This window comes from Jiangella alba, assembly GCF_900106035.1.
Taxonomy (GTDB): domain Bacteria; phylum Actinomycetota; class Actinomycetes; order Jiangellales; family Jiangellaceae; genus Jiangella; species Jiangella alba.
Genome location: NZ_FNUC01000003.1, coordinates 2,668,121 through 2,686,472, shown reverse-complemented (window position 1 = coordinate 2,686,472; position 18,352 = coordinate 2,668,121). Strand labels below are relative to the sequence as shown.

The 18,352-nt window shown below is 74.7% G+C and carries 14 protein-coding genes; 10 read left to right on the top strand and 4 right to left on the bottom strand.

The window, feature by feature from the left end:
* Window positions 1-367: 367 nt before the first annotated feature.
* The 3 genes from BLV02_RS36525 to BLV02_RS14805 all read left to right on the top strand — a co-directional run bounded on the left by BLV02_RS36525 (window position 368) and on the right by BLV02_RS14805 (window position 2,649).
* Window positions 368-505 (top strand): hypothetical protein, encoded by a 138-nt coding sequence (locus tag BLV02_RS36525; protein ID WP_157740878.1) that lies wholly within the window; start codon window positions 368-370, stop codon window positions 503-505.
* A 90-nt stretch (window positions 506-595) separates the two neighbouring features.
* Window positions 596-1,612: an NAD-dependent epimerase/dehydratase family protein gene (locus tag BLV02_RS14810; protein ID WP_069111995.1), complete on the top strand. Its 1,017-nt coding sequence runs from the start codon at window positions 596-598 to the stop codon at window positions 1,610-1,612.
* Complete coding sequence (locus BLV02_RS14805) at window positions 1,612-2,649, top strand: dihydrodipicolinate synthase family protein (protein ID WP_069111911.1); 1,038 nt, start codon at window positions 1,612-1,614, stop codon at window positions 2,647-2,649. The genes BLV02_RS14810 and BLV02_RS14805 overlap by 1 nt, the downstream gene beginning before the upstream one ends.
* A 12-nt stretch (window positions 2,650-2,661) precedes the next feature.
* Here BLV02_RS14805 and BLV02_RS14800 read toward each other — a convergent pair whose 3' ends face one another.
* On the bottom strand, window positions 2,662-3,888 hold the full coding sequence (locus BLV02_RS14800; protein ID WP_069111912.1) for a response regulator: 1,227 nt from the start codon (window positions 3,886-3,888) through the stop codon (window positions 2,662-2,664).
* Window positions 3,889-3,968: 80 nt separating this feature from the next.
* On the opposite strand from BLV02_RS14800, the gene BLV02_RS14795 reads away from it, so the two are divergent.
* The 3 genes from BLV02_RS14795 to BLV02_RS14785 are packed head-to-tail and all read left to right on the top strand — an operon-like array spanning window position 3,969 to window position 6,666.
* Window positions 3,969-5,201, top strand: a complete 1,233-nt coding sequence (locus tag BLV02_RS14795; RefSeq protein ID WP_216094256.1) for a DegT/DnrJ/EryC1/StrS family aminotransferase — start codon at window positions 3,969-3,971, stop codon at window positions 5,199-5,201.
* On the top strand, window positions 5,198-5,902 hold the full coding sequence (locus BLV02_RS14790; protein ID WP_069111913.1) for an amidohydrolase family protein: 705 nt from the start codon (window positions 5,198-5,200) through the stop codon (window positions 5,900-5,902). Before BLV02_RS14795 ends, BLV02_RS14790 begins: the two co-directional genes overlap by 4 nt.
* Entirely contained in the window at window positions 5,899-6,666 is a 768-nt protein-coding gene (locus BLV02_RS14785; protein ID WP_069111914.1) for an amidohydrolase family protein, read from the top strand. Before BLV02_RS14790 ends, BLV02_RS14785 begins: the two co-directional genes overlap by 4 nt.
* Here BLV02_RS14785 and BLV02_RS14780 read toward each other — a convergent pair.
* Window positions 6,631-7,176 carry a TetR/AcrR family transcriptional regulator gene (locus BLV02_RS14780; protein ID WP_069111915.1) on the bottom strand — a complete coding sequence of 182 codons (546 nt, stop codon included), beginning with the start codon at window positions 7,174-7,176 and terminating at the stop codon, window positions 6,631-6,633. The genes BLV02_RS14785 and BLV02_RS14780 overlap by 36 nt on opposite strands.
* Window positions 7,177-7,249: 73 nt before the next feature.
* Here BLV02_RS14780 and BLV02_RS14775 point away from each other — a divergent pair, with 73 nt between their 5' ends.
* Window positions 7,250-8,962: an amidohydrolase gene (locus tag BLV02_RS14775; RefSeq protein WP_083288718.1), complete on the top strand. Its 1,713-nt coding sequence runs from the start codon at window positions 7,250-7,252 to the stop codon at window positions 8,960-8,962.
* 5 nt (window positions 8,963-8,967) lie between these two features.
* Here BLV02_RS14775 and BLV02_RS14770 read toward each other — a convergent pair whose 3' ends face one another.
* Window positions 8,968-9,708, bottom strand: coding sequence for an NAD-dependent epimerase/dehydratase family protein (locus tag BLV02_RS14770; RefSeq protein ID WP_074946350.1), 741 nt, complete (start codon window positions 9,706-9,708; stop codon window positions 8,968-8,970).
* 29 nt (window positions 9,709-9,737) lie between these two features.
* Window positions 9,738-12,128 carry a PQQ-binding-like beta-propeller repeat protein gene (locus BLV02_RS14765; protein WP_069111917.1) on the bottom strand — a complete coding sequence of 797 codons (2,391 nt, stop codon included), beginning with the start codon at window positions 12,126-12,128 and terminating at the stop codon, window positions 9,738-9,740.
* Between the two features lie 169 nt (window positions 12,129-12,297).
* On the opposite strand from BLV02_RS14765, the gene BLV02_RS14760 reads away from it, so the two are divergent.
* Genes BLV02_RS14760 through BLV02_RS14750 form a run of 3 tightly spaced genes read left to right on the top strand, consistent with a single transcriptional unit; the run spans window position 12,298 to window position 18,351 of the window.
* Window positions 12,298-14,676 (top strand): ligand-binding sensor domain-containing protein, encoded by a 2,379-nt coding sequence (locus BLV02_RS14760; RefSeq protein ID WP_069111918.1) that lies wholly within the window; start codon window positions 12,298-12,300, stop codon window positions 14,674-14,676.
* On the top strand, window positions 14,676-17,366 hold the full coding sequence (locus BLV02_RS14755) for a ligand-binding sensor domain-containing protein (RefSeq protein ID WP_069111919.1): 2,691 nt from the start codon (window positions 14,676-14,678) through the stop codon (window positions 17,364-17,366). Before BLV02_RS14760 ends, BLV02_RS14755 begins: the two co-directional genes overlap by 1 nt.
* 34 nt (window positions 17,367-17,400) lie before the next feature.
* Window positions 17,401-18,351, top strand: a complete 951-nt coding sequence (locus BLV02_RS14750; RefSeq protein WP_069111920.1) for a dihydrodipicolinate synthase family protein — start codon at window positions 17,401-17,403, stop codon at window positions 18,349-18,351.
* The last annotated feature ends 1 nt before the right edge of the window (window position 18,352 follow it).

Genomic DNA, 18,352 nt, shown 5'->3' with positions numbered 1-18,352 from the left:
GCGCCAACGGTTGGCGCCAGCGTCACTCAACCGCCACGCGACCCCCGGGGGGCGGACCCCGTGGGGCGTCGGGGAGGAGCGGGCTCTCCCGCCGGGGGTGACCGCGGCCGTCGAGCCGTGCCCGGCCGCGTGGGTCGGGTGCGGCGCTCCGGCCGCCTGGGGTTCGGCCCGCGCCGGGTGACTACCGCCACGACAACCCGGCAGCCCAGCCGCGTCGGCCGATCCCGCCGGCCGGGGTGACGTACCGCGACACACCCGGACGAAACTCGGGGCGCCGTCCCTCAATGTGAGACTTTCGCTTGCGCGATCCCGGGTGGCCGGGTCGATCATGGAACCAGCGTTGTCCCCACCACTGCAGGGAGTGGCGATGGGTCAGAAGCTGGCTAAGAGGTTCATGGTCGCGTTCGGACTGGGCCTGTTGTTGGCCCTGATCTTCGACCATTCCGCGGCGGGCTTCGCCGTGGGATTCGCCATCGTCTTCGGGGCCGGTCTGGCCGCGGAATAACCGCCCGTATCTGTGCAATATCCCGCCTTGACATCCTCACGTTCCGACAAATACGGTCTAGACCGTAAGTACGGATGATGGAGGGTGCGGGTGCGGAGCATCGACGAGCTCGACGAGCGACTTTCTCGGCCACGGCCGGAGCTGGTGGCGGATCTGCGCCGGCTCGACGGCGACGTGGTGGTGCTCGGGGCGAGCGGCAAGCTGGGTGTGAGCCTGGTGCGGTTGGCGGTGCGGGGCATCGAGGAGGCCGGCACGGGCGCCCGGGTGTTCGCGGTGTCGCGGTACGGCGGCGAGGGCGCGCGCGAGGCGATGGAGGCGACCGGCGCGGAGGTGGTGGCGGCCGACATCGCCGACGACGATCAGCTGGCCGGGCTGCCGGATGCGGCGAACGTGGTGTACCTGGTGGGCGCGAAGTTCGGCACCGAGGGCAACCAGGCCGGCACCTGGGAGACCAACGTGTACCTGCCGGGGCGGGTGGCGCGGCGCTACGCGGGCAGCCGCATCAGCGCGTTGTCCACCGGCAACGTGTACCCGCTGACCGGTGTGGGCAGCGGCGGGGCGACGGAGGACACCGAGCCGGGTCCGGTCGGTGAGTACGCGATGTCGTGCCTGGGCCGCGAGCGGTTGCTGCAGGCCGCGTCGCAGCGCGACGACACCCCGGTGGCGATCATCCGGCTGAACTACGCGGTGGAGATGCGCTACGGGGTGCTGATCGACCTGGCGCAGACGATCGCGGCGGGTGAGCCGGTCGACGTGACGATGGGCAGCCTGAACCTGGTGTGGCAGGGCTACGCGAACGAGGTGACGTTGCGGGCGCTGCTGCACGCGTCCACGCCGCCGCTGCTGCTGAACCTGACCGGCCCGGAGACGCTGGGCGTGCGCCGCCTGGCCACCGATCTCGCGGCCGCGCTGGAGAAGCCGGTGACGTTCACCGGTGAGGAGGCGGGCACGGCGCTGCTGAGCAACGCGCAGCGCTGCCACGCCCTGTTCGGCTACCCGGACGTCACGGTGCCGGAGCTGGTCGAGGCGAGCGCGCACTGGGTCCGCGCGGGCCTGCCGACACTGGGCAAGCCGACCAAGTTCCAGCGACGCGACGGGAAGTTCTGATGACCACGGCTGTGGACCGGTTCCTGGCCGGTGGGGTGATCCCGGCGCACCCGCTCGCCCTGGACGAGGACCGCAAGCTCGACGAGCGCCGACAGCGGGCGCTGTCGCGGTACTACGTCGAGGCCGGCGCCACCGGCCTGGCGGTCGCCGTGCACACCACCCAGTTCGCGGTGCACGAGCCTGGCCGCGGCCTGCTCGCGCCGGTGCTGGAGCTGGCCGCCGAGACCGCCGGCGAGTACCCCGAGCAGGCGCCGGTGCTGGTCACCGGCATCGTGGGGCCGACGGAGCAGGCGGTCGCCGAGGCCGAGCTGGCCCGCGACCTGGGCTACGACCTCGCGCTGCTGACCCCGTACGGCACCGGCGACGCGTCGGAGGACGAGCTGCTCGACCGCGCCCGCGCGGTCGGCGAGGTCATCCCGGTCATCGGGTTCTACCTGCAGCCGGCGGTCGGCGGGCGGCCGCTGGGCCGGGACTTCTGGCGGCGGCTGGCCGAGCAGCCCGCGGTCGCCGGGGTGAAGGTGGCGCCGTTCGACCGGTACGCCACGCTCGAGGTGGTGCACGGTCTGGCCGCGTCCGGGCGGGCCGGCGACATCGCCCTCTACACCGGCAACGACGACCACATCGTCATGGACCTGCTCACCGCCTACGAGGTCGGCGGGCAGCGCCTCGAGGTGGTCGGCGGGCTGCTCGGGCAGTGGGCGGTGTGGGTGCGCGGCGCGGTCGACATCCTGGCCGCGGCCGGACGGGCCCGTGGCGGCGACGACGCCGCCCTGCGCGAGCTGCTCGCGCTGAACCCGGTGCTCACCGACGCCAACGCCGCGATCTTCGACGCCGCGCACGGGTTCCACGGCTGCGTGCCCGGCATCCACGAGGTGCTGCGCCGCCAGGGCCTGCTGGCCGGGCTGTGGTGCCTCGACGAGACCGAGGTGCTCTCACCCGGCCAGCTCGACGAGATCGACCGCATCTGGGCCGCCTACCCCGGCCTGCGCGACGACGCCTTCATCGCCGAGCGGCTGGACCGCTGGCTCCGGGCGTGAGCTCTCAGCAGGTCACAGCGTGATGCGGTACAGCGTCAACGGCCGCCCGATGGTGCCCGACTCGAGGCTGCCCGACCGCTGCGCACACCCCGCGAGCTCCAGCCGCTGCAGGATGCGGCGTGCCGTCCGCAGCTGCACGCCGAGTCCGTCGGCGATGTCGCGCGTGGTGAGCGGGCGGTCGGCGGTGGCCGTGGTGATCTCGCGGAGGCGGTCGAGCGTGCCGACGGACAGCCCGACCCGGCTGGCGACGACCGCCCGGCTCTGGTCGGGCTTCGGCGCCTCGGCCGGCGCGACCGTCTCGAGCAGGATGTCGACGTCGTTGCGCGAGGACACGACGGCGGCGACGTCGCCGTGGCTGCGGGCCCGGGCCAGCGCCCGGCGGGCCAGCCGCTCGGCCTCGGCGCCGCTGTGCCCGATGCCGAAGCCGATGCGCACGACGTCGTGGCGCTGGCCGAGGCGGTGCAGCAGCGGCAGCGCGGTGAACCCGCGCGAGGCGTCGTGCAGCGGCCCGCGGGTGGTGACGATCAGCGACAGCGTCTCGGAGTACTGCGACAGCGAGCCGCCCAGCAGCCCCACCTCGCGGGCGAGGTCGTCGTGCTCGGATGCGGGGGAGACCTCGACCAGGCCGAGCGCGACCTGTGCGTCCTCCTGGATCTGGCTGGTCGCCGACAGCAGCAGCTGGCGCAGCGCGCCGCGGACCGACTGGCGTGACGGCGCCAGCCGGAACACCGGCAGCTCGCCGGCCAGCTGGTCGTGCACCGACGCCAGGCACGTGACCGCGACGGCGCCCTGGTGGCGGGCGGCGTGACGGCGGTGGAAGGCGGCGAAGTCGGCGGCCGTGGCGCCGGGCCGGTACGGCAGCGTGCGCACCTCGGCGACCGGCACGCCGGCGTCGCGCAGCGTGCCGTGCACCTGCGCGGGGTCGAGGGTGTCGACCGAGAGCCGGGTGACGTCGTGCCCCTCGCGCAGCAGCCGCACCACCGCCTCGAGCAGGGTCGACCCGCTGTAGTCGACGAACGCGGCCGGGCGGGTCAGCGCGTCGTGCGCGAGGGTGTACGGCACGATGCCGGTGAACAGCCAGGCGTCGACGCCGGACGCGTGCGTCGTCACCATGGCGGAGGCCTGGGTCTCGTGGTCGTAGTCGAACCGGTGCACCCGCACCCCGGCCTGCTCTTCGCAGACCGTCGCGACGCTGTCGACCAGGTCGTGTGGGCCGACCACGCCGATCGAGGTGTCCATGCGACAACTGTAGCCACCTGGTCCAGTTTTCGGGCCAGGCCGATACGATGAACGTCACCCGACAGGAAGCAGGCGAGGCTGTGGGAACGCTGGCCATCGACGGCGGCACGCCGGTACGCACCGGGCGGCCGTTGCCGTCGGCCCTGGAGGCGAGCGGGCGCACCATCGGCGCGGAGGAGGAGGCCGCGGTCCTGCGGGTGCTGCGCAGCGGCATGCTGGCGAGCGTCTGGGGCACCGAGGTGAACGCGCTGACGGAGGAGTTCGCCGCGCTCATCGGCACCCGGTACGCGGTGGCCTGCAGCAGCGGCACCGCGGCGCTGCACCTGGCGGTCGCCGCCGTCGACCCCGAGCCCGGCGACGAGATCATCGTCCCGCCCATCTCTGACATGGGCTCGGTCGCCCCGATCATCGCGCAGAACGCGGTGCCGGTCTTCGCCGACGTCGACCCGCTGACGGGCAACCTCGACCCCGACGCCGTCGCCGCACTGATCGGGCCGCGCACCCGCGCCGTCATCGCCGTCCACCTGTTCGGCAAGCCGGCCCCCGTGGCGCGGCTGCGCGAGCTGACCGACCGCGCCGGCATCATGCTGATCGAGGACTGCGCGCAGGCCTACCTCGCGCCCGTGCGTCCCGGCGGGCCGCTGACCGGCACCGCCGGGCAGCTGGGCTGCTTCAGCCTGCAGCAGTACAAGCACATCACCGCCGGCGACGGCGGCCTGGTCACCACCGACGACCCCGACCTCGCGCTGCGGCTGCGCCGCTTCGCCGACAAGGGCTGGCCGCGCGAGACCGGGGAGCGGGCCTACCTGTCGTTCGCGCTGAACTACCGGATGACGGAGCTGGTCGGCGCGGTCGCCCGCGAGCAGCTGCGCAAGCTGCCCGCCGTCGTCGAGCGGCGCCGGGCCGGCGCCACGGCGTTCGCGAGCCGCGTGGCCGAGCTGCCCGGGCTCGGGCTGGCGCCCGACGACGGCGACCACGTGTACTGGTACTACCCGCTGCTGGTCGACGGCCTGGACGAGGCCGGGCTGCAGCGCTACGCGGCGGCGCTGACGGCCGAGGGCGTGCCGTCGCTGGCCGGCTACCTGGCCCGGCCGCTCTACGCCGAGCCGGTGCTGCGCAAGCCGCTCACCTATGGCTCGTCCGGCTACCCGCTGGCCGGCCGCGACTACGGCGACGGCCTGTGCCCGGTGGCCGAGGACCTCGTCTACCGGCGCCTCGTCGTGGTGCCGTGGAACGAGAACTTCACCCCGGCCGACGTCGACGACATCGTCGCCGCGGTCACCAAGGTGCACACGGCGGTGGCGGCCTCGTGATCCTCGACGCCGACCTGCTGGTCGGGCGCGACGTCGCGGCCGGCGCCCGGCTGACCGGCCCGGAGCTGGCCGCGTCGCTGCGGCCGCTGGGCATCGGCGGCGGGCTGGTGACATCGCTGCGCGCGCTGCTGTTCGACGCGCCGAGCGGCAACGACGAAGCACGGGCCGTGGCCGCCGAGCACGGCTGGCACGCGGCGTTCGGGGTGGACCTCCGCGACCCGCTGACGGCGCTGGCCGAGGTCGAGCGGGCGGCGGAGCTGGGCGTGCGGGCGGTGCGGCTGGCGCCGGACCGGCAGCACGTCCCGGCCACGGCGCCCGGCCTGCGGGCGGTCGCCCGGGCGGCCGCCGCGGCCGGCCTGGTGCTGCTGGCCGAGGGCGACGTCCGGGTCGTCGGGCCGGCGCTGGCCGGGCTGGGCGTGCGGGCGGTGTTCGTCGACGCGCACTTCTACCACCTGGGCGACTTCGTGCTGCTGGCCCGCGACGAGCCCGGCTTCCACGCGTCGACCCGGCTGCTCGGCGACGTCGACGGCTGGGAGCTGCTGGCCGCCGAGGCCGGCGCCGAGCGGCTGGTGTTCGGCAGCCGCCCCGGCTGGTTCGAGGCGGCCGCCGTCGTCGACCGGCTGGCGGCCAGCGGCCTGACACCGCCGCAGCGCGAGCTGGTGACCGGCGGCACCCTGACCCGGCTGCTGGAGGCGGCGTGATCATCGACGTGCACGGCCACTGGGGCCCGTGGTTCTTCAGCACCGACGTCGGCGACGCAGCGGTCAACCTGCGGGTGATGGACGACTGCGGCATCGACGTCCAGCTGGTGTCGGCGGTCGAGGCGGTGGTGTACGACCCGCTGACCGGCAACCCGGCGCTGCTGCCCGTCCTGCGCGAGCACCCGCGGCTGCGCGGGCTGCTGGTCGTCGACCCGCGCGAGTTGGACGTCGCCGCCGCGCAGCTCGAGCAGCTGCTGCCGACCGGGCTGTTCGCGGGTGCGAAGATCCACACGCAGTACGCGCAGTCACCGGGCGGCTCGGCGGCGATGGCCGACGCGCTGCGGCTGCTGGCCGAGCACGACCTCCCGGCGCTCGTGCACACGTGGGGCGACGAGATCGTCGGCCTCGCCGACGTCGTCGCCCGGGTCGACGGCGCCCGCGTCGTGGCCGCCCACCTCGGCGGCCCGGACTGGCGCCTGACGCCGTCGGCGGCCGAGCGGACCGACCGGATCTGGTTCGAGCCGTGCTGGTCGACGCCCGCGCCGGGCCGCATCCGATGGGTGCTGGACCGCATCGGCCCGCGGCGGCTGATGTTCGGCAGCGACGCCACCCTCATCCACCCGGCCGTCACGCTGGGCGCCATCCGGGCGGCCGGGCTCAGCGCCGCCGAGGAGGAGCTCGTGATGTGGCGCAACGCGGCCGAGGTGTTCGGCCTGGACGCCGGCCGGTCAGCGGCCGATGCCGTCGAGGAGCGTGGTCAGTAGCAGGCCGGGCGCGTCGAGCGGGGCCAGCCGGCCCAGGTCGATCAGCTCCCAGGCGCCGTAGACGGCGCCGTTGAGCGACGACACCAGCCACCAGGCGGGGAGGTCGGCGCGCAGCACCCCGGCGTCCTGGCCGCGCCGGACCAGCCCGGTGACGAGGTCGTCCAGCGCGTCGAAGCGGGCGTGCAGGCCGTGGTCGTCGTCGAGCGAGCGCTCGCGGTGGATGAACTCCAGTTGCGGGCCGAGCGGGATCAGCGCCGTGAGCAGCCGGCGCAGCGCCGCCGCGGCGTCGTCGCCCGCGGCGTCGAGGCCGGCGCCGGCGTAGGCGCGCTCGACCCGGGTGACGGAGTGCTCGGCGACCGCGAGCAGCAGCGCGTGCCGGGTGGGGTAGTGCCGGTGCAGGGTGGTGCGGCTGACGCCCGCGGCGGCCGCCACCTCGGTGAGCGAGGCGCCGGGGCTGGCGAGCAGCGCCTCGGTGGCGACGTCGAGGAGTGACCGCGGTGACCGGCTCATGGCGCGAGGGTAGCAGCCATGTCTCAGATGCAACAAACTTGTTGCACACAGGGCAGGGTTGTACCGTCGCGGCATGGCACACCCCACGAGCGGCCTGACTCGAGGCCACCTGACCCGGCGCGGCCTGCTGACCGCGTCGGCCGCCGCGCTGCTCGCCGCCGGCTGCGACGGCTCCGGGCGCCGGGCCGCCGACCGCGTGATCACCGGTGGCCCGGTGTACACGCTGGATCGCCGCCGGCCGTGGGCGCAGGCCGTGGCGATCTCCGGCGACCGCATCCAGGCGGTCGGCGACCGCGCCTCGCTGGAGCCGCTGATCGGCCCCGGCACCGAGCTCGTCGACGCCGCGGGCGGGCTCGTGCTGCCGGGCTTCCACGACGTGCACTGCCACCCGATCGAGGGCCGGTCCGGCGGCGGCTGCCTGCTGGACTACGACGCCGACGCCGCGCAACTGGTCCGCCAGGTGCGCGGCTGCACGCACGGCGGCCCGCCCGGCTGGGTGGTCGGCGCCGGCTTCGACGTCACCCGCCTGACCGAGGGGCCGCGCCCGCCGTACGAGCTGCTGGACGACGCCGTGCCGGACCGGCCGGCGCTGATGTTCGACTCCAACGGCCACGCCGCCTGGCTCAATACCCGGGCGCTCGACGTGCTGGGCATCGGGCCCGGCACCCCCGAGGTGACCGGCGGCGTCACCCTGCGCGACGCGGCCGGGCGGCCCACCGGGCTGCTGCTCGACAACGCGATGCTGGTGCACTCGACCCGGCTGGCCGAGCTGCTGCCGCAGGACGAGTACCCGCTGTTGCTGCAGAGCCAGGACGCGCTGGCCGCGGCCGGCATCACGTCCGTCGCCGACGCCCGCGTGTTCTGGCGCGACCCGCACGACCAGCTGACGCTCTGGCGGCGGGCCGAGCGCGAGGGCCGGCTCAAGGCCCGGACGACGCTGGGCCTGTGGGCGCACCCGGAGCTGCCCGACGACGAGCAGCTGGCCGAGCTGCGCCGCCTGTACCGGCGCGAACCGGCCGGGCCGCTCAGCGTCGCCGAGGTGAAGATCTGCGTCGACGGCATCACCAGCAACCTGACGGCCGCGCTGCTCGACCCCTACCTCGTCGGCACCCCGGTGCCCGGTGACCGCGGCCTGAACTACTTCGACGCCGCCAGGACGGCCCGCTACGTCACCGAGCTGGAGCGCGACGGCTTCAGCGTGCACCTGCACGCCATCGGGGACCGCGGGGTGCGCGAGGCGCTCGACGCGATCGAGCACGCCCGCCGCCGCAACGGCGACCTCGGCGCCCGCCACCGCATCACCCACATCGAGTACCCGGACCCCGCCGACCTCGAGCGGTTCGCCCGGCTCGGCGTGGTCGCCGACTTCCAGACCTCCGCGCCCGGCATCGACGACCCGGAGTACCGGCGCGGCGACGAGCCGGTGCTCGGCGCGGAGCGCGCGGCCCGGCTGCAGCCGATCCGCGCGCTCATGGAGGGCGGCGCCACCGTGACGCTCAGCAGCGACTTCGACGTCGGCGACCTGTCACCGCTGGCGAACATCGCCACGTCGCTGCGCATCGGCCCGCACGCCGTGCCCGGCCTCGAACGCGCCATCTGCGCCTACACCCTCGACGCCGCCTACGCCCTGCGCCAGGAGCGGCTCACCGGCTCGATCGAGGCGGGCAAGCTGGCCGACCTCGTCGTGCTCGACCGCGACATCCTCGACCGGCCGGTCGAGGAGCTGGCCGAGGCCACGGTGCGGCGGACGATCCTCGGCGGCCGCGACGTGTACGTGGCGCCCTGACGCCGTCAGAGCACCCGGACCGGGCGCCAGCCCAGCGCCTCGTGGGTGTCGTCGGGGACGATGGACCGGCCGGCGACGTCGGCGGTGACGCTGAACCGGCGGTAGGCGCCGGTCCAGGCCAGGGCGCGGTCGACGGCTGCCGCGAGGTCGGCCGCGGCCAGCGCCGGGATGGGCGTGCCGTCGCGCATCGACATCGGCCGCGGCGGGTGCCCCTCGGGTGAGCGCCACTGCGGCCAGTCGGCGTCGGGCGTCGGGTAGATCAGCCGCAGCGAGCAGGCCGGCAGCCCCAGCGCCGGCGACAGCGCCGCCACGACCTGCTCGCCCAGCCGCTTCGTCAGGCCGTAGACCTCGTCGGAGTCGGGCACGGCGGCCGGGTCGATGCGCCGTGCGGAGTAGTCGCCGAACACCGACATGGTGCTGACGTGCACGAACGAGCGCGCCCCGGCGGCCGAGGCCAGCGACATCGCCAGGTGCAGCGACGCGACGTTGACCTCGAACGCCAGCCGGTTCGCGTCGGGGTCGTAGCCGCCCACCCGGGGCACCGCGGCGGCCATGTGCACGACGCCGTCGATCCCCTCCATCGCGGCCGCGACGTCGGCGGGGGACCGGGCGTCACCGGTGACCGACTCGACGCCCGCGGCGGCCACCGTCCGGGGGTCGAGCACCCGGACGGTGTGCCACTGCGCGAGGTGCGGCACCACGTTGCTGCCGACCATGCCGGCGCCGCCGATGACCAGGACGTGCATGCCGCCGCTCCTCACGTCTGAACCAGGGCTCACAGCGTCGCACACTGCCCGGAGCGCGCACCACGGATCCGGTTCGGCACGCCGTCGTCCGTCGGCGCCTCGGCGTTGCCCGAGCAGGCCAGCGAGCCGAAGATCGTCGACCCGGAGATGACGGCGGCCGGCGCCGGCCCGTTCACCAGGCTGACCGCGCCGCGCACCGTCGCGCCGTCGATGACCACCGGCGAGGCGCCGTCGGCGGTGACCGACCCGGACACGGCGCCGCCGTCGATGCGCAGGCCGGCGCCGCCGGTGACGCTGATCGAGCCGAGCACCGTCGCGTCGTCCAGGCACAGCGTGCCGGTCGACGCGGTCAGCTCGCCGCGGTGGGTGCCGGTGACGGTCGTCGTGCACCGGGGCGTGAACCGCAGCAGCTCGTGGCCGGACGAGAGGTACACGTCGCCGGAGCTGTGCGCGGCCAGGTGCGTCGCCGTCCCGGTCCGCAGCGTCTCGACGGCCAGCGTCGACGGGTCCACGCGGACCAGCCGGTTGCCGGCCGGGCTGGCGTAGAGCAGGCCGTCGACCGGGTTGAGCACGAGGTCGCCGGAGCTGCTGCCGCTCGAGCCGAAGCTCACCCGCTCGACGACGGCCTCGGCGGCGACGTCGATGGCGAACAGGCTGGTGCCGGACAGGCCCCAGAGCCGGCCGGCGCCGTCGAAGGCCAGCGCGCCGATGGTCGGCTTGCCGTCCGCCGGGTTCAGCTCCCACAGCAGCCGCCGCTCGGCCACCGACCACGCGAACACGGTGGCCTCGGGCTGCGTCGGCGGCGTGGCGCTCTGCCCGCCGTAGATGCTGGTGGCGCCGTACACGACGCCGTCGCGGTAGGCCAGCGCGACGATGCTCTCGTCCTCGATCAGGTTCCGCTCGGCGTGCACCAGTTCGCCGCCGGCCGCGTCGTACAGCGCGAACACGCCGCCCAGCTCACCGAGGTCGGGCATGGTGCCGACGGCGAGGTAGTCGCCGGCCGACGTCAGCCCGCGCGGGCGGATCTGCCGGTCGGCCTTGAAGTCGAACAGCCGGGCCGGGTTGTCGACGGCGCCGGGCTCCGGCGACGGCGAGTACTCCGGGCTGTGCCACGGCAGCGCCGGGTCGTAGGAGTAGACGCGGGCGTCCGGGTAGGCGCCGACGTAGAGCCGGCCGGCGTGCGTCGTCATCGCCTCGCTCTGCGAGAAGGTGTGGAACTCCTCGCGGGCGCCGGAGTCCGGGTCGACGGCCGCGAAGCCGCCGTTGAGGAAGCCGCCCGCGTAGACGCGCCCGTCCGGGCCCTCGCTGAGCGCGGTGATGTCGATCGGCTCGCCCTCGATGGTGGTCTGCACGAACGAGCTCGCGCCGGTCTCGGGGTTGTAGCGGAACATCATGCCGCGCCAGAGCAGCCCGACGATGCTGCGGCCGGGGTAGTCCGGCAGCCCCAGCTCGGCCCAGCCGATGCCCCGGGTGTTCGCGACCCGGCCGGTGAACGGCACGCCGGTGCTCACCGTGCTGCCGTCGCGGGGGTCGTAGCGGACCAGCTCGCCGGCCACGATCAGGTACACGCGGCCCTGCTCGTCCGGTGGCGACGGCTCCAGCCCGTGCGCCGTCGCGATGCTGTCGACCCACTGGCCGGCGGCGATGTCCCAGACGTACAGCGGACTGGGCGACGCGGTGCCGTAGCGGACGTACAGGTAGTCGCCGACGACGTCGACGTCGTACGCCCACGCGGCCGAGACGTCCAGGCCGTCGGGCACCGGCAGCGCGGTGCTGGCGCCGGTCGCGCGGTCGACGGCGAACACGGCGGCCGGGTTCTCGGTGCCGGCGAAGACGGTGTCGCCGTGCACGGCGACGCTGCGCACGTAGGCGTGCGCGGGGGAGAGCCGGCCGTAGTCGCGGAACGCGCCGGTGGCCGGGTCGTAGCCGAACAGCTTCCCGCCCGGCGACGTGCCGCCGTACACCTGGCCGTCGTCGGCGACGGAGACGTCCCAGACGAACGTCTCGCCGGGGATCGGGTTGCCGAGTGCCTGGACGCCGCCCGCGGCCGTCCAGCGGTAGAGCCCGGCCGCGCCGTAGGTGCCGACGTACACCGAGCCGTCCGCGCCGGCGTCGACCGCCCAGGACCCGCCGGCTCCGGTGAGGTCGTACCGGCCCACGGCCTCGCCGGTGGCGGGGTCGACGGCGTTGAGGTGCGCGGGCGCACCCGACGACGCGCTCCACAGCACCGGCGCGCCGTCCGGGCCGGCGCCGAGCGTGCCGCCGATCAGCAGCACGTCCTGCAGCGGTGTGCCGAGCGAGGTGACCTCGCCGGGTGGTGGCGCGTCGGCGGGCTCGTCCTGGGCGACGGCGGGCGGTGCCAGCGTCGCCGCGGCGAGGGCGAGCACGAGGACGGCCGATCCGGGCAGGAACGCTCTCATCGCGGGACCTCCGAGACGGCGGGACGGGGGATCTGATCCCGGAGGCTATCGGCACGACCGATATCGGGCAAGACCGAAATTACCCACCCTCTTGCCGCCGCCCGTGGGCTGCTGCCAGGATGACCGCCTAACGGACCAGGCCGAAATGCTACGTTCGCGAGGAGGAGCCTTGACGAGGCTGAATCGACCGTCGCTGGCGGCCGTCGCCGCCGCACTGGTGCTGTCGCTGACCGTCCCGGTGGCCGACGCCGGGACCACCCCGGCCGCGCCACGGGCCGCCGTCGCCGGAGCCGAGGAGTCGCTCGGCTACCCGATCGAGGGCCGCGTGCTGTCGCAGGAGCAGTCCCAGGGCGCCGACGCCGAGGGCCGGCCGCAGGCGTACTGGGTCACCGCCGGCAACGAGGAGACGCCCGGCATGTTCCAGGCGACCGACGTGCGCAGCGGCGAGGTGGTGTTCGCCGAGCGGCTTCCGGCCGGCGTCAACAGCTGGGCCAGCACGTTCAGCGCCGCCGACGGCACCGTCTACTTCGGCATGACCGAGGGCCAGCTGTACTCCTGGACACCGGGCGACGACGCGGTGACGGACCTGGGCGTGCCGTTCCCCGGCGAGGGGATCTGGCGGCTCGACGCCGCGCCCGACGGCATCGTCTACGGCGGCACCTACCCGGGCGGCGAGCTGTTCTCGTTCGACCCCGCCACCGGCGAGTTCGTCAACCACGGCCAGGCCGTGCCGGGCGAGACCTACGCCCGCACGCTGGAGGCGGACGAGACCGGCGTCTGGGTGGGCACCCAGCCGCGCGCCCGGCTGACCCGCTTCGACCGCGCCTCGGGTGCGTTCACGCAGGTCGCGCTGCCGGAGCAGTACGCCACTCACGAGGTCGTGTACGACATGACGCTGGCCCGCGACTACCTGCTGCTGCGGGTGCAGCCGTCGAACGACCTGCTGGTCTACGACACCGGCAGCGGCGAGTTCGTCAACATCGTCCCGGGCATCTCCGGCCGCGCCATCTCGGCGCCGGACCCGTCGGGGCGCTACGTCTACTTCCGCATCGCGTCGCAGGGCGTCGTCGCCTACGACCTCGACACCCACACCTACGCGCCGGTCGGCTGGGGACCCAACGCGTTCCCCGGCAGCTGGGCCTGGGTCGACCTCGCCGACCCCGACTTCCCGGGCCTGTCGCTGGTGATGACCTACTACTACGGGCGCATCTACGTCTGGAACCCGCAGACGAGGAAGACCAGGTACATCGGCGAGGCGGACCTGCAGGGCGCGCCGAACACCATCACCACGCTCGGCTCCGGACCGGACGGCGGCGTGTACGTCGGCGCGTTCCTGTCCCCGCCGGGGATGGCCCGGTTCGACCCGGACACCGGCGCGACGACGCTGCTCGCCGGCTCCGGCCAGATCGAGGGGTTCGGCACGTACGGCGACCACCTGGTGTTCGGCCGCTACCCGAGCGCCGGCCTGCTGGACTACGACACCACCCAGCCGTGGAGCAACGGCACCAACCCCGGCCCGCCCGTCGCGATCGCGGACGAGCAGGACCGCCCGCAGGCGTTCGTCCAGGTCGGCGACGTGCTGGCGGTCGGCAGCGTGCCGAAGTCCGGCCGGCTCGGCGGCGCGCTGAGCCTCTGGGACCCGGCCACCGGCGAGGTCGTCACGCACCGGAACGTGGTGCCGGACCAGAGCGTGGTGTCGCTGGCCGAGCGCGACGGGCTGCTCTACGGCGGCACGTCGATCAACGGCGGCTACGGCATCGACCCGGTGGCCACCGAGGCGGAGCTGTTCGTCGCCGACCCCGCCACCGGCGACGTCCTGGACCGGATCGTCCCGGTGCCGGGCGGCCGCGCGGTGAACGGCCTGACCTTCGACGACGACGGTGTGCTGTGGGGCGTCTCGGACGGGACGCTGTTCACCTACGACCCCGGCACGCGTGCCGTCACCCGTTCCGAGCGGCTGTTCCCGCGCAGCACCAGCATGTACGGCCACGACCGGCAGCTGTACTTCCGCGCCGACGGCTACCTCTACGTCACGAGCTCCGGCAGCCTGTGGCGGGTCGACCCGTCGACGTGGGCGACGACCGAGCTCGCGTCGTCCGGCGTCGGCTCGCTGGCCGCCGACGAGGCCGGGAACCTCTACTACGCCCGCGGCGCGGCGCTGTACCGGTGGAACTTCGCGCTGCGGCCGCAGCCGCCCTGCGACGTCACCGTGTCCGGTCCGCACACCGGCCCGGTCACCGTCACCGCCGGGACCACCTGCTTGTCCGGCGCCGACGTCGTCGGCCCGGTGCAGGTCAGCCCCGGTGCGGTGCTGGTCGCGGAGGACTCCGCCGTGCGCGGCCCGGTGCGCGCCGTCGGCGCCGGCGGCGTGATCCTCGACGGCGTGACGGTGACCGGCCCGGTCTCGGTGACCGGCAGCGTCGGCGCCGTCTGGCTGGTGGACACCGTCGTCACCGGACCGGTCAGCTGCTTCGGCAACGACCCGGCGCCGGTCGTTCAGAACCTCGACGTCACCGGCCCCGTGGCCGGCCAGTGCCAGGAGGACTGATGCGACGACTGTTCACCTGGCTGAGCGCCGTGCTGGTCACGGCGTCGACCCTGGCCGTGACGGCCGACGCCGCCGAGTACCCGTCCTTCAAGGACATCGGCGCGATGCCGCTGAACGCCGTCACCGCGCCCGGGTCCGCCGCCGGGACGGGACCGAACGGCGAGCCGTGGCTGTACCTGGTGTCGTCGGGCAGCCCGGCGGTGCTCAGCGTGGTCGACGCCCGCGACGGCAGCCGGGTGCACGAGTTCCCGCTGCCCGGGTCGTCCGGCTCGTGGGCGGTCGACGTCACCCCGAACGGCGACGTCTACGTCGGCACCTACGGCGAGGGCCGGGTCTACCGGTGGCGGCCGGGCGCCACGGCGGTCGAGAACCTCGGCGTGGCGGTGCCGGGGGAGACGTTCGTCTGGTCCGTCACGCACGACGAGAACGGCGTCGTCTACGGCGGCACCGGCCAGTCGCGGGCGAACGTGTTCCGGCACGACCCGGCCACCGGCGCGACGACGAACCTCGGCTCGCTCGCGCCGGACGCCGACCCGCTGATCGTGCGCGGCATCGCCGCCTCCCAGGGCAAGGTGTACGCCGGCACGCACGCCGCCACCAGCGTCGTCGAGATCGACGCGGTCTCGGGTGAGCGGCGCGACCTGGGGCTGCCGGCCGGCGCCGACCCGGCGGCCGGGGTGTACGACCTCGACGTGCGCGGGCGGCTGCTGTTCGCCCGGTTCAGCCTGTCCGGCTCGCCCGCGCCGCTGCACGTCTACGACCTCGACGCCGGCGCGTGGGTGCAGGAGATCCCGGACGTCTACGGGCTGAGCGTGTCACCGGTGGCGGCGGACGGGCGCACCGTCTACTTCGTCCGCGACCAGACGCTGCACAGCTACGACCTCGTCGACCGGACCTTCACGGCCACCTCGCTGACCGGCGTCGGTGACGTCCGCGGCTTCGACTTCCTGGACCTCGGCGACCCGGACTGGCCCGGCGACACCCTCGTCGGCGTGAACCACGTGGGGCGCTACTTCGTCTACTCGCCGCAGACCGGCCGGTCGGAGCAGCGCACGGCGGACGCCGTCGCGGCGCCGGGCCCGGTCCGCTCCATCGCCGAGGGGCCGGACGGCCGGCTCTACGTCGGCACCTTCCTGGCCGGCGGCATGGCCGCCTACGACCCGGAGACCGGCGCGAAGGAGCAGTTCGCCACCGAGATCAGCCAGGCCGAGGGCATGGTCACCCACGACGGCGCCCTCTACGTCGGCACCTACCCGTGGGGCGAGATCCTCCGCTACGACCCGGACCAGCCGGCCGAACCGGGCGTCAACCCGAAGCCGGTGCTGCGGCTGTACGAGGACCACGGCCAGTCCCGGCCGTTCGCGCTGGCCTCGGCCGGCGACTACCTCGCCATCGGCACGGTGGCGAGGAACGGCTCGCCCGGCGGCGGCCTGACGCTGCTGAACACCCGGACCGGCGAGTCCTGGTTCACCGACGTCGTGCCGGGCCACAGCGTCGTCGCGCTGACCTACCGCGACGGCGTCCTGTACGGCGCGACGTCGGTCTACGGCGGCGTCGGCGGGCCACGGCCCACCGAGAAGGACGCCGTGGTCTTCGCCTACGACATCGAGCAGCAGCGCTTGCTCTGGGAGGTCGCGCCGATCCCCGGCGAGGGCGCCATCGGCGAGCTCGCGTTCGACGAGAACGGCAAGCTGTGGAGCCAGACGCCGGTGACCGTCTTCCGCATGGACGTCGAGACCCAGGAGGTCGAGGCGCGCCGCACCTACGAGCCGTACCCGTGGGACACCATCGCGTACGCACACGTCGGCTCGCGGCTCTGGTACGACCCGTACGTCGACGAGCTGTACGTCGTCTCGCAGGCGAAGATGTTCACCATCGACCCGGTGACGCTGGACCGCGCCCGGGTGTTCCAGCCGGCCTCCTACGGGTTCCTGCACAACAACGGCAACGCGTTCATCGCCCGCGACCTGAAGTACTGGGAGTACACCCCGAGCGCCCGCCCGGCGGCCACGGCGGCCGTGACGGCCGGGTCGGTGCCCGCGGGCCGGCCGCAGACCGTCACCTTCACCGGGCTCGGGCCGGGCGAGCAGCTGGAGGTGTGGCTGCGCCCGGACGCCCGGCAGTTGGGCACCGTCCGCGCCGACGACACCGGCACGGCGAGCCTGACGTTCACCGTCCCGCTGGACCGCGCGGGTGAACTGACCCTCGAGGGCCGCCGGCTCTCCACCCGGGGCGTGCTCTCGGCGTCGTTCCAGGCCGCGGCGCCGCTGTGCGATGTCACCGTCGACGGGCCGCGGTCCGGCGCGCTCGCGGTCCGGTCCGGCACCACCTGCCTGACCGGGGCGACGGTGTCGGGACCGGTGACGGTGAGCCCGGGCGCCATGCTGAGCGTCACCGACTCGGCGGTGTCCGGCCCGCTGCGCGCCGACCGCGCCGGCGGCGTGGTGCTGTCGGGCGCGACGGTGTCCGGGGCGGTCACGGTGACCGGCAGCACCGGCGCGGTGTCGATCCGCGACTCCGTGGTGTCCGGCGCGGTCTCGCTGGCCGGCAACACCGGCGGCGTCCGGTTCGCCGGGAACCGCGTCGCGGGCGGGCTGTCCTGCTCGGGCAACGACCCCGCGCCGGTGCTGGACGAGCCGAACGACGTCACCGGGCCCGTCCGCGGCCAGTGCTCCACCGGACGGCCGTGACCGCGGGCCGTCGGACAATGGGTAGTCTGCATCGGTGGCCAACACGCGAGGTGCTGCGGAGCTGACCGGACGGCTGCGGTGGTCCCTGGTGGCCGCGGCGGCGACCCCGATGCGGGCCGACGGCAGCACCGACCCGGAGGTCTGCGAGGCGTACTTCGGGCAGTTGGTGCGCGGTGGCGCCGGTGGGCTGGCCGTCGCCGCGCACACCGGGCGCGGCGACCACCTGTCCGTCGCCACCAAGGCCGAGCTGGTCCGCCGCGCCGCCACGCTGGGCGTCCCGGTGCTGGCCGGCGTCGGCGGCAGCGTCGAGGGGCGCATGCACGACCTCGAGTGGGCGGCGGCGGCCGGCCAGGCCGGCGCCGACGCGCTGCTGGTGTTCCCGCCCGACGAGACCGAGCCCGACGCCGTCGTCGCGCACCACCGGGCCGTGGCCGACGCGTCCGGGCTGCCGCTGGTGGCGTTCGACCTCTACACGCGGCCGCACCCGCTCGAGACGCTGGGCCGGGTGCTGGACCTCCCCGAGGTCTGCGCGTTCAAGCCGGCCCGGCTGCACGACGCCATCGCCTGCCAGGAGACCATCGCCGCCGCGCGGTCCCGCGGGCTGCTGGTGCTCAGCGGCGAGGACCGCATGTTCGGCGCGTCGCTGATGTGGGGCGCCGAGGGCGCGCTGGTCGGGCTGGCGGCGGCCGCGGTGCAGATCACCGTCGCCGCTGTCGACACCTTCGCGGCGGCCGTGCACACGTCGGCGCGCGACGCCGCGGCCCGGTTCCTGGACGTGTCGGCGATCGTCGACGAGGTGGCCCGGGTGACGTTCCGGCCGCCGTACGAGGGCTACGTCCAGCGCATGCTGTGGCTGGCCGCCGACGAAGGCATCGTGCCGGCCGAGTTCGCCGTCGACCCGCACCGCCCGGCCGAGCTCGACGACGCCGAGCGCGACGAAGTGGTCCGGGTCGTGCGGCAGTGCCGCGACCAGGTCCGTGGTTAGG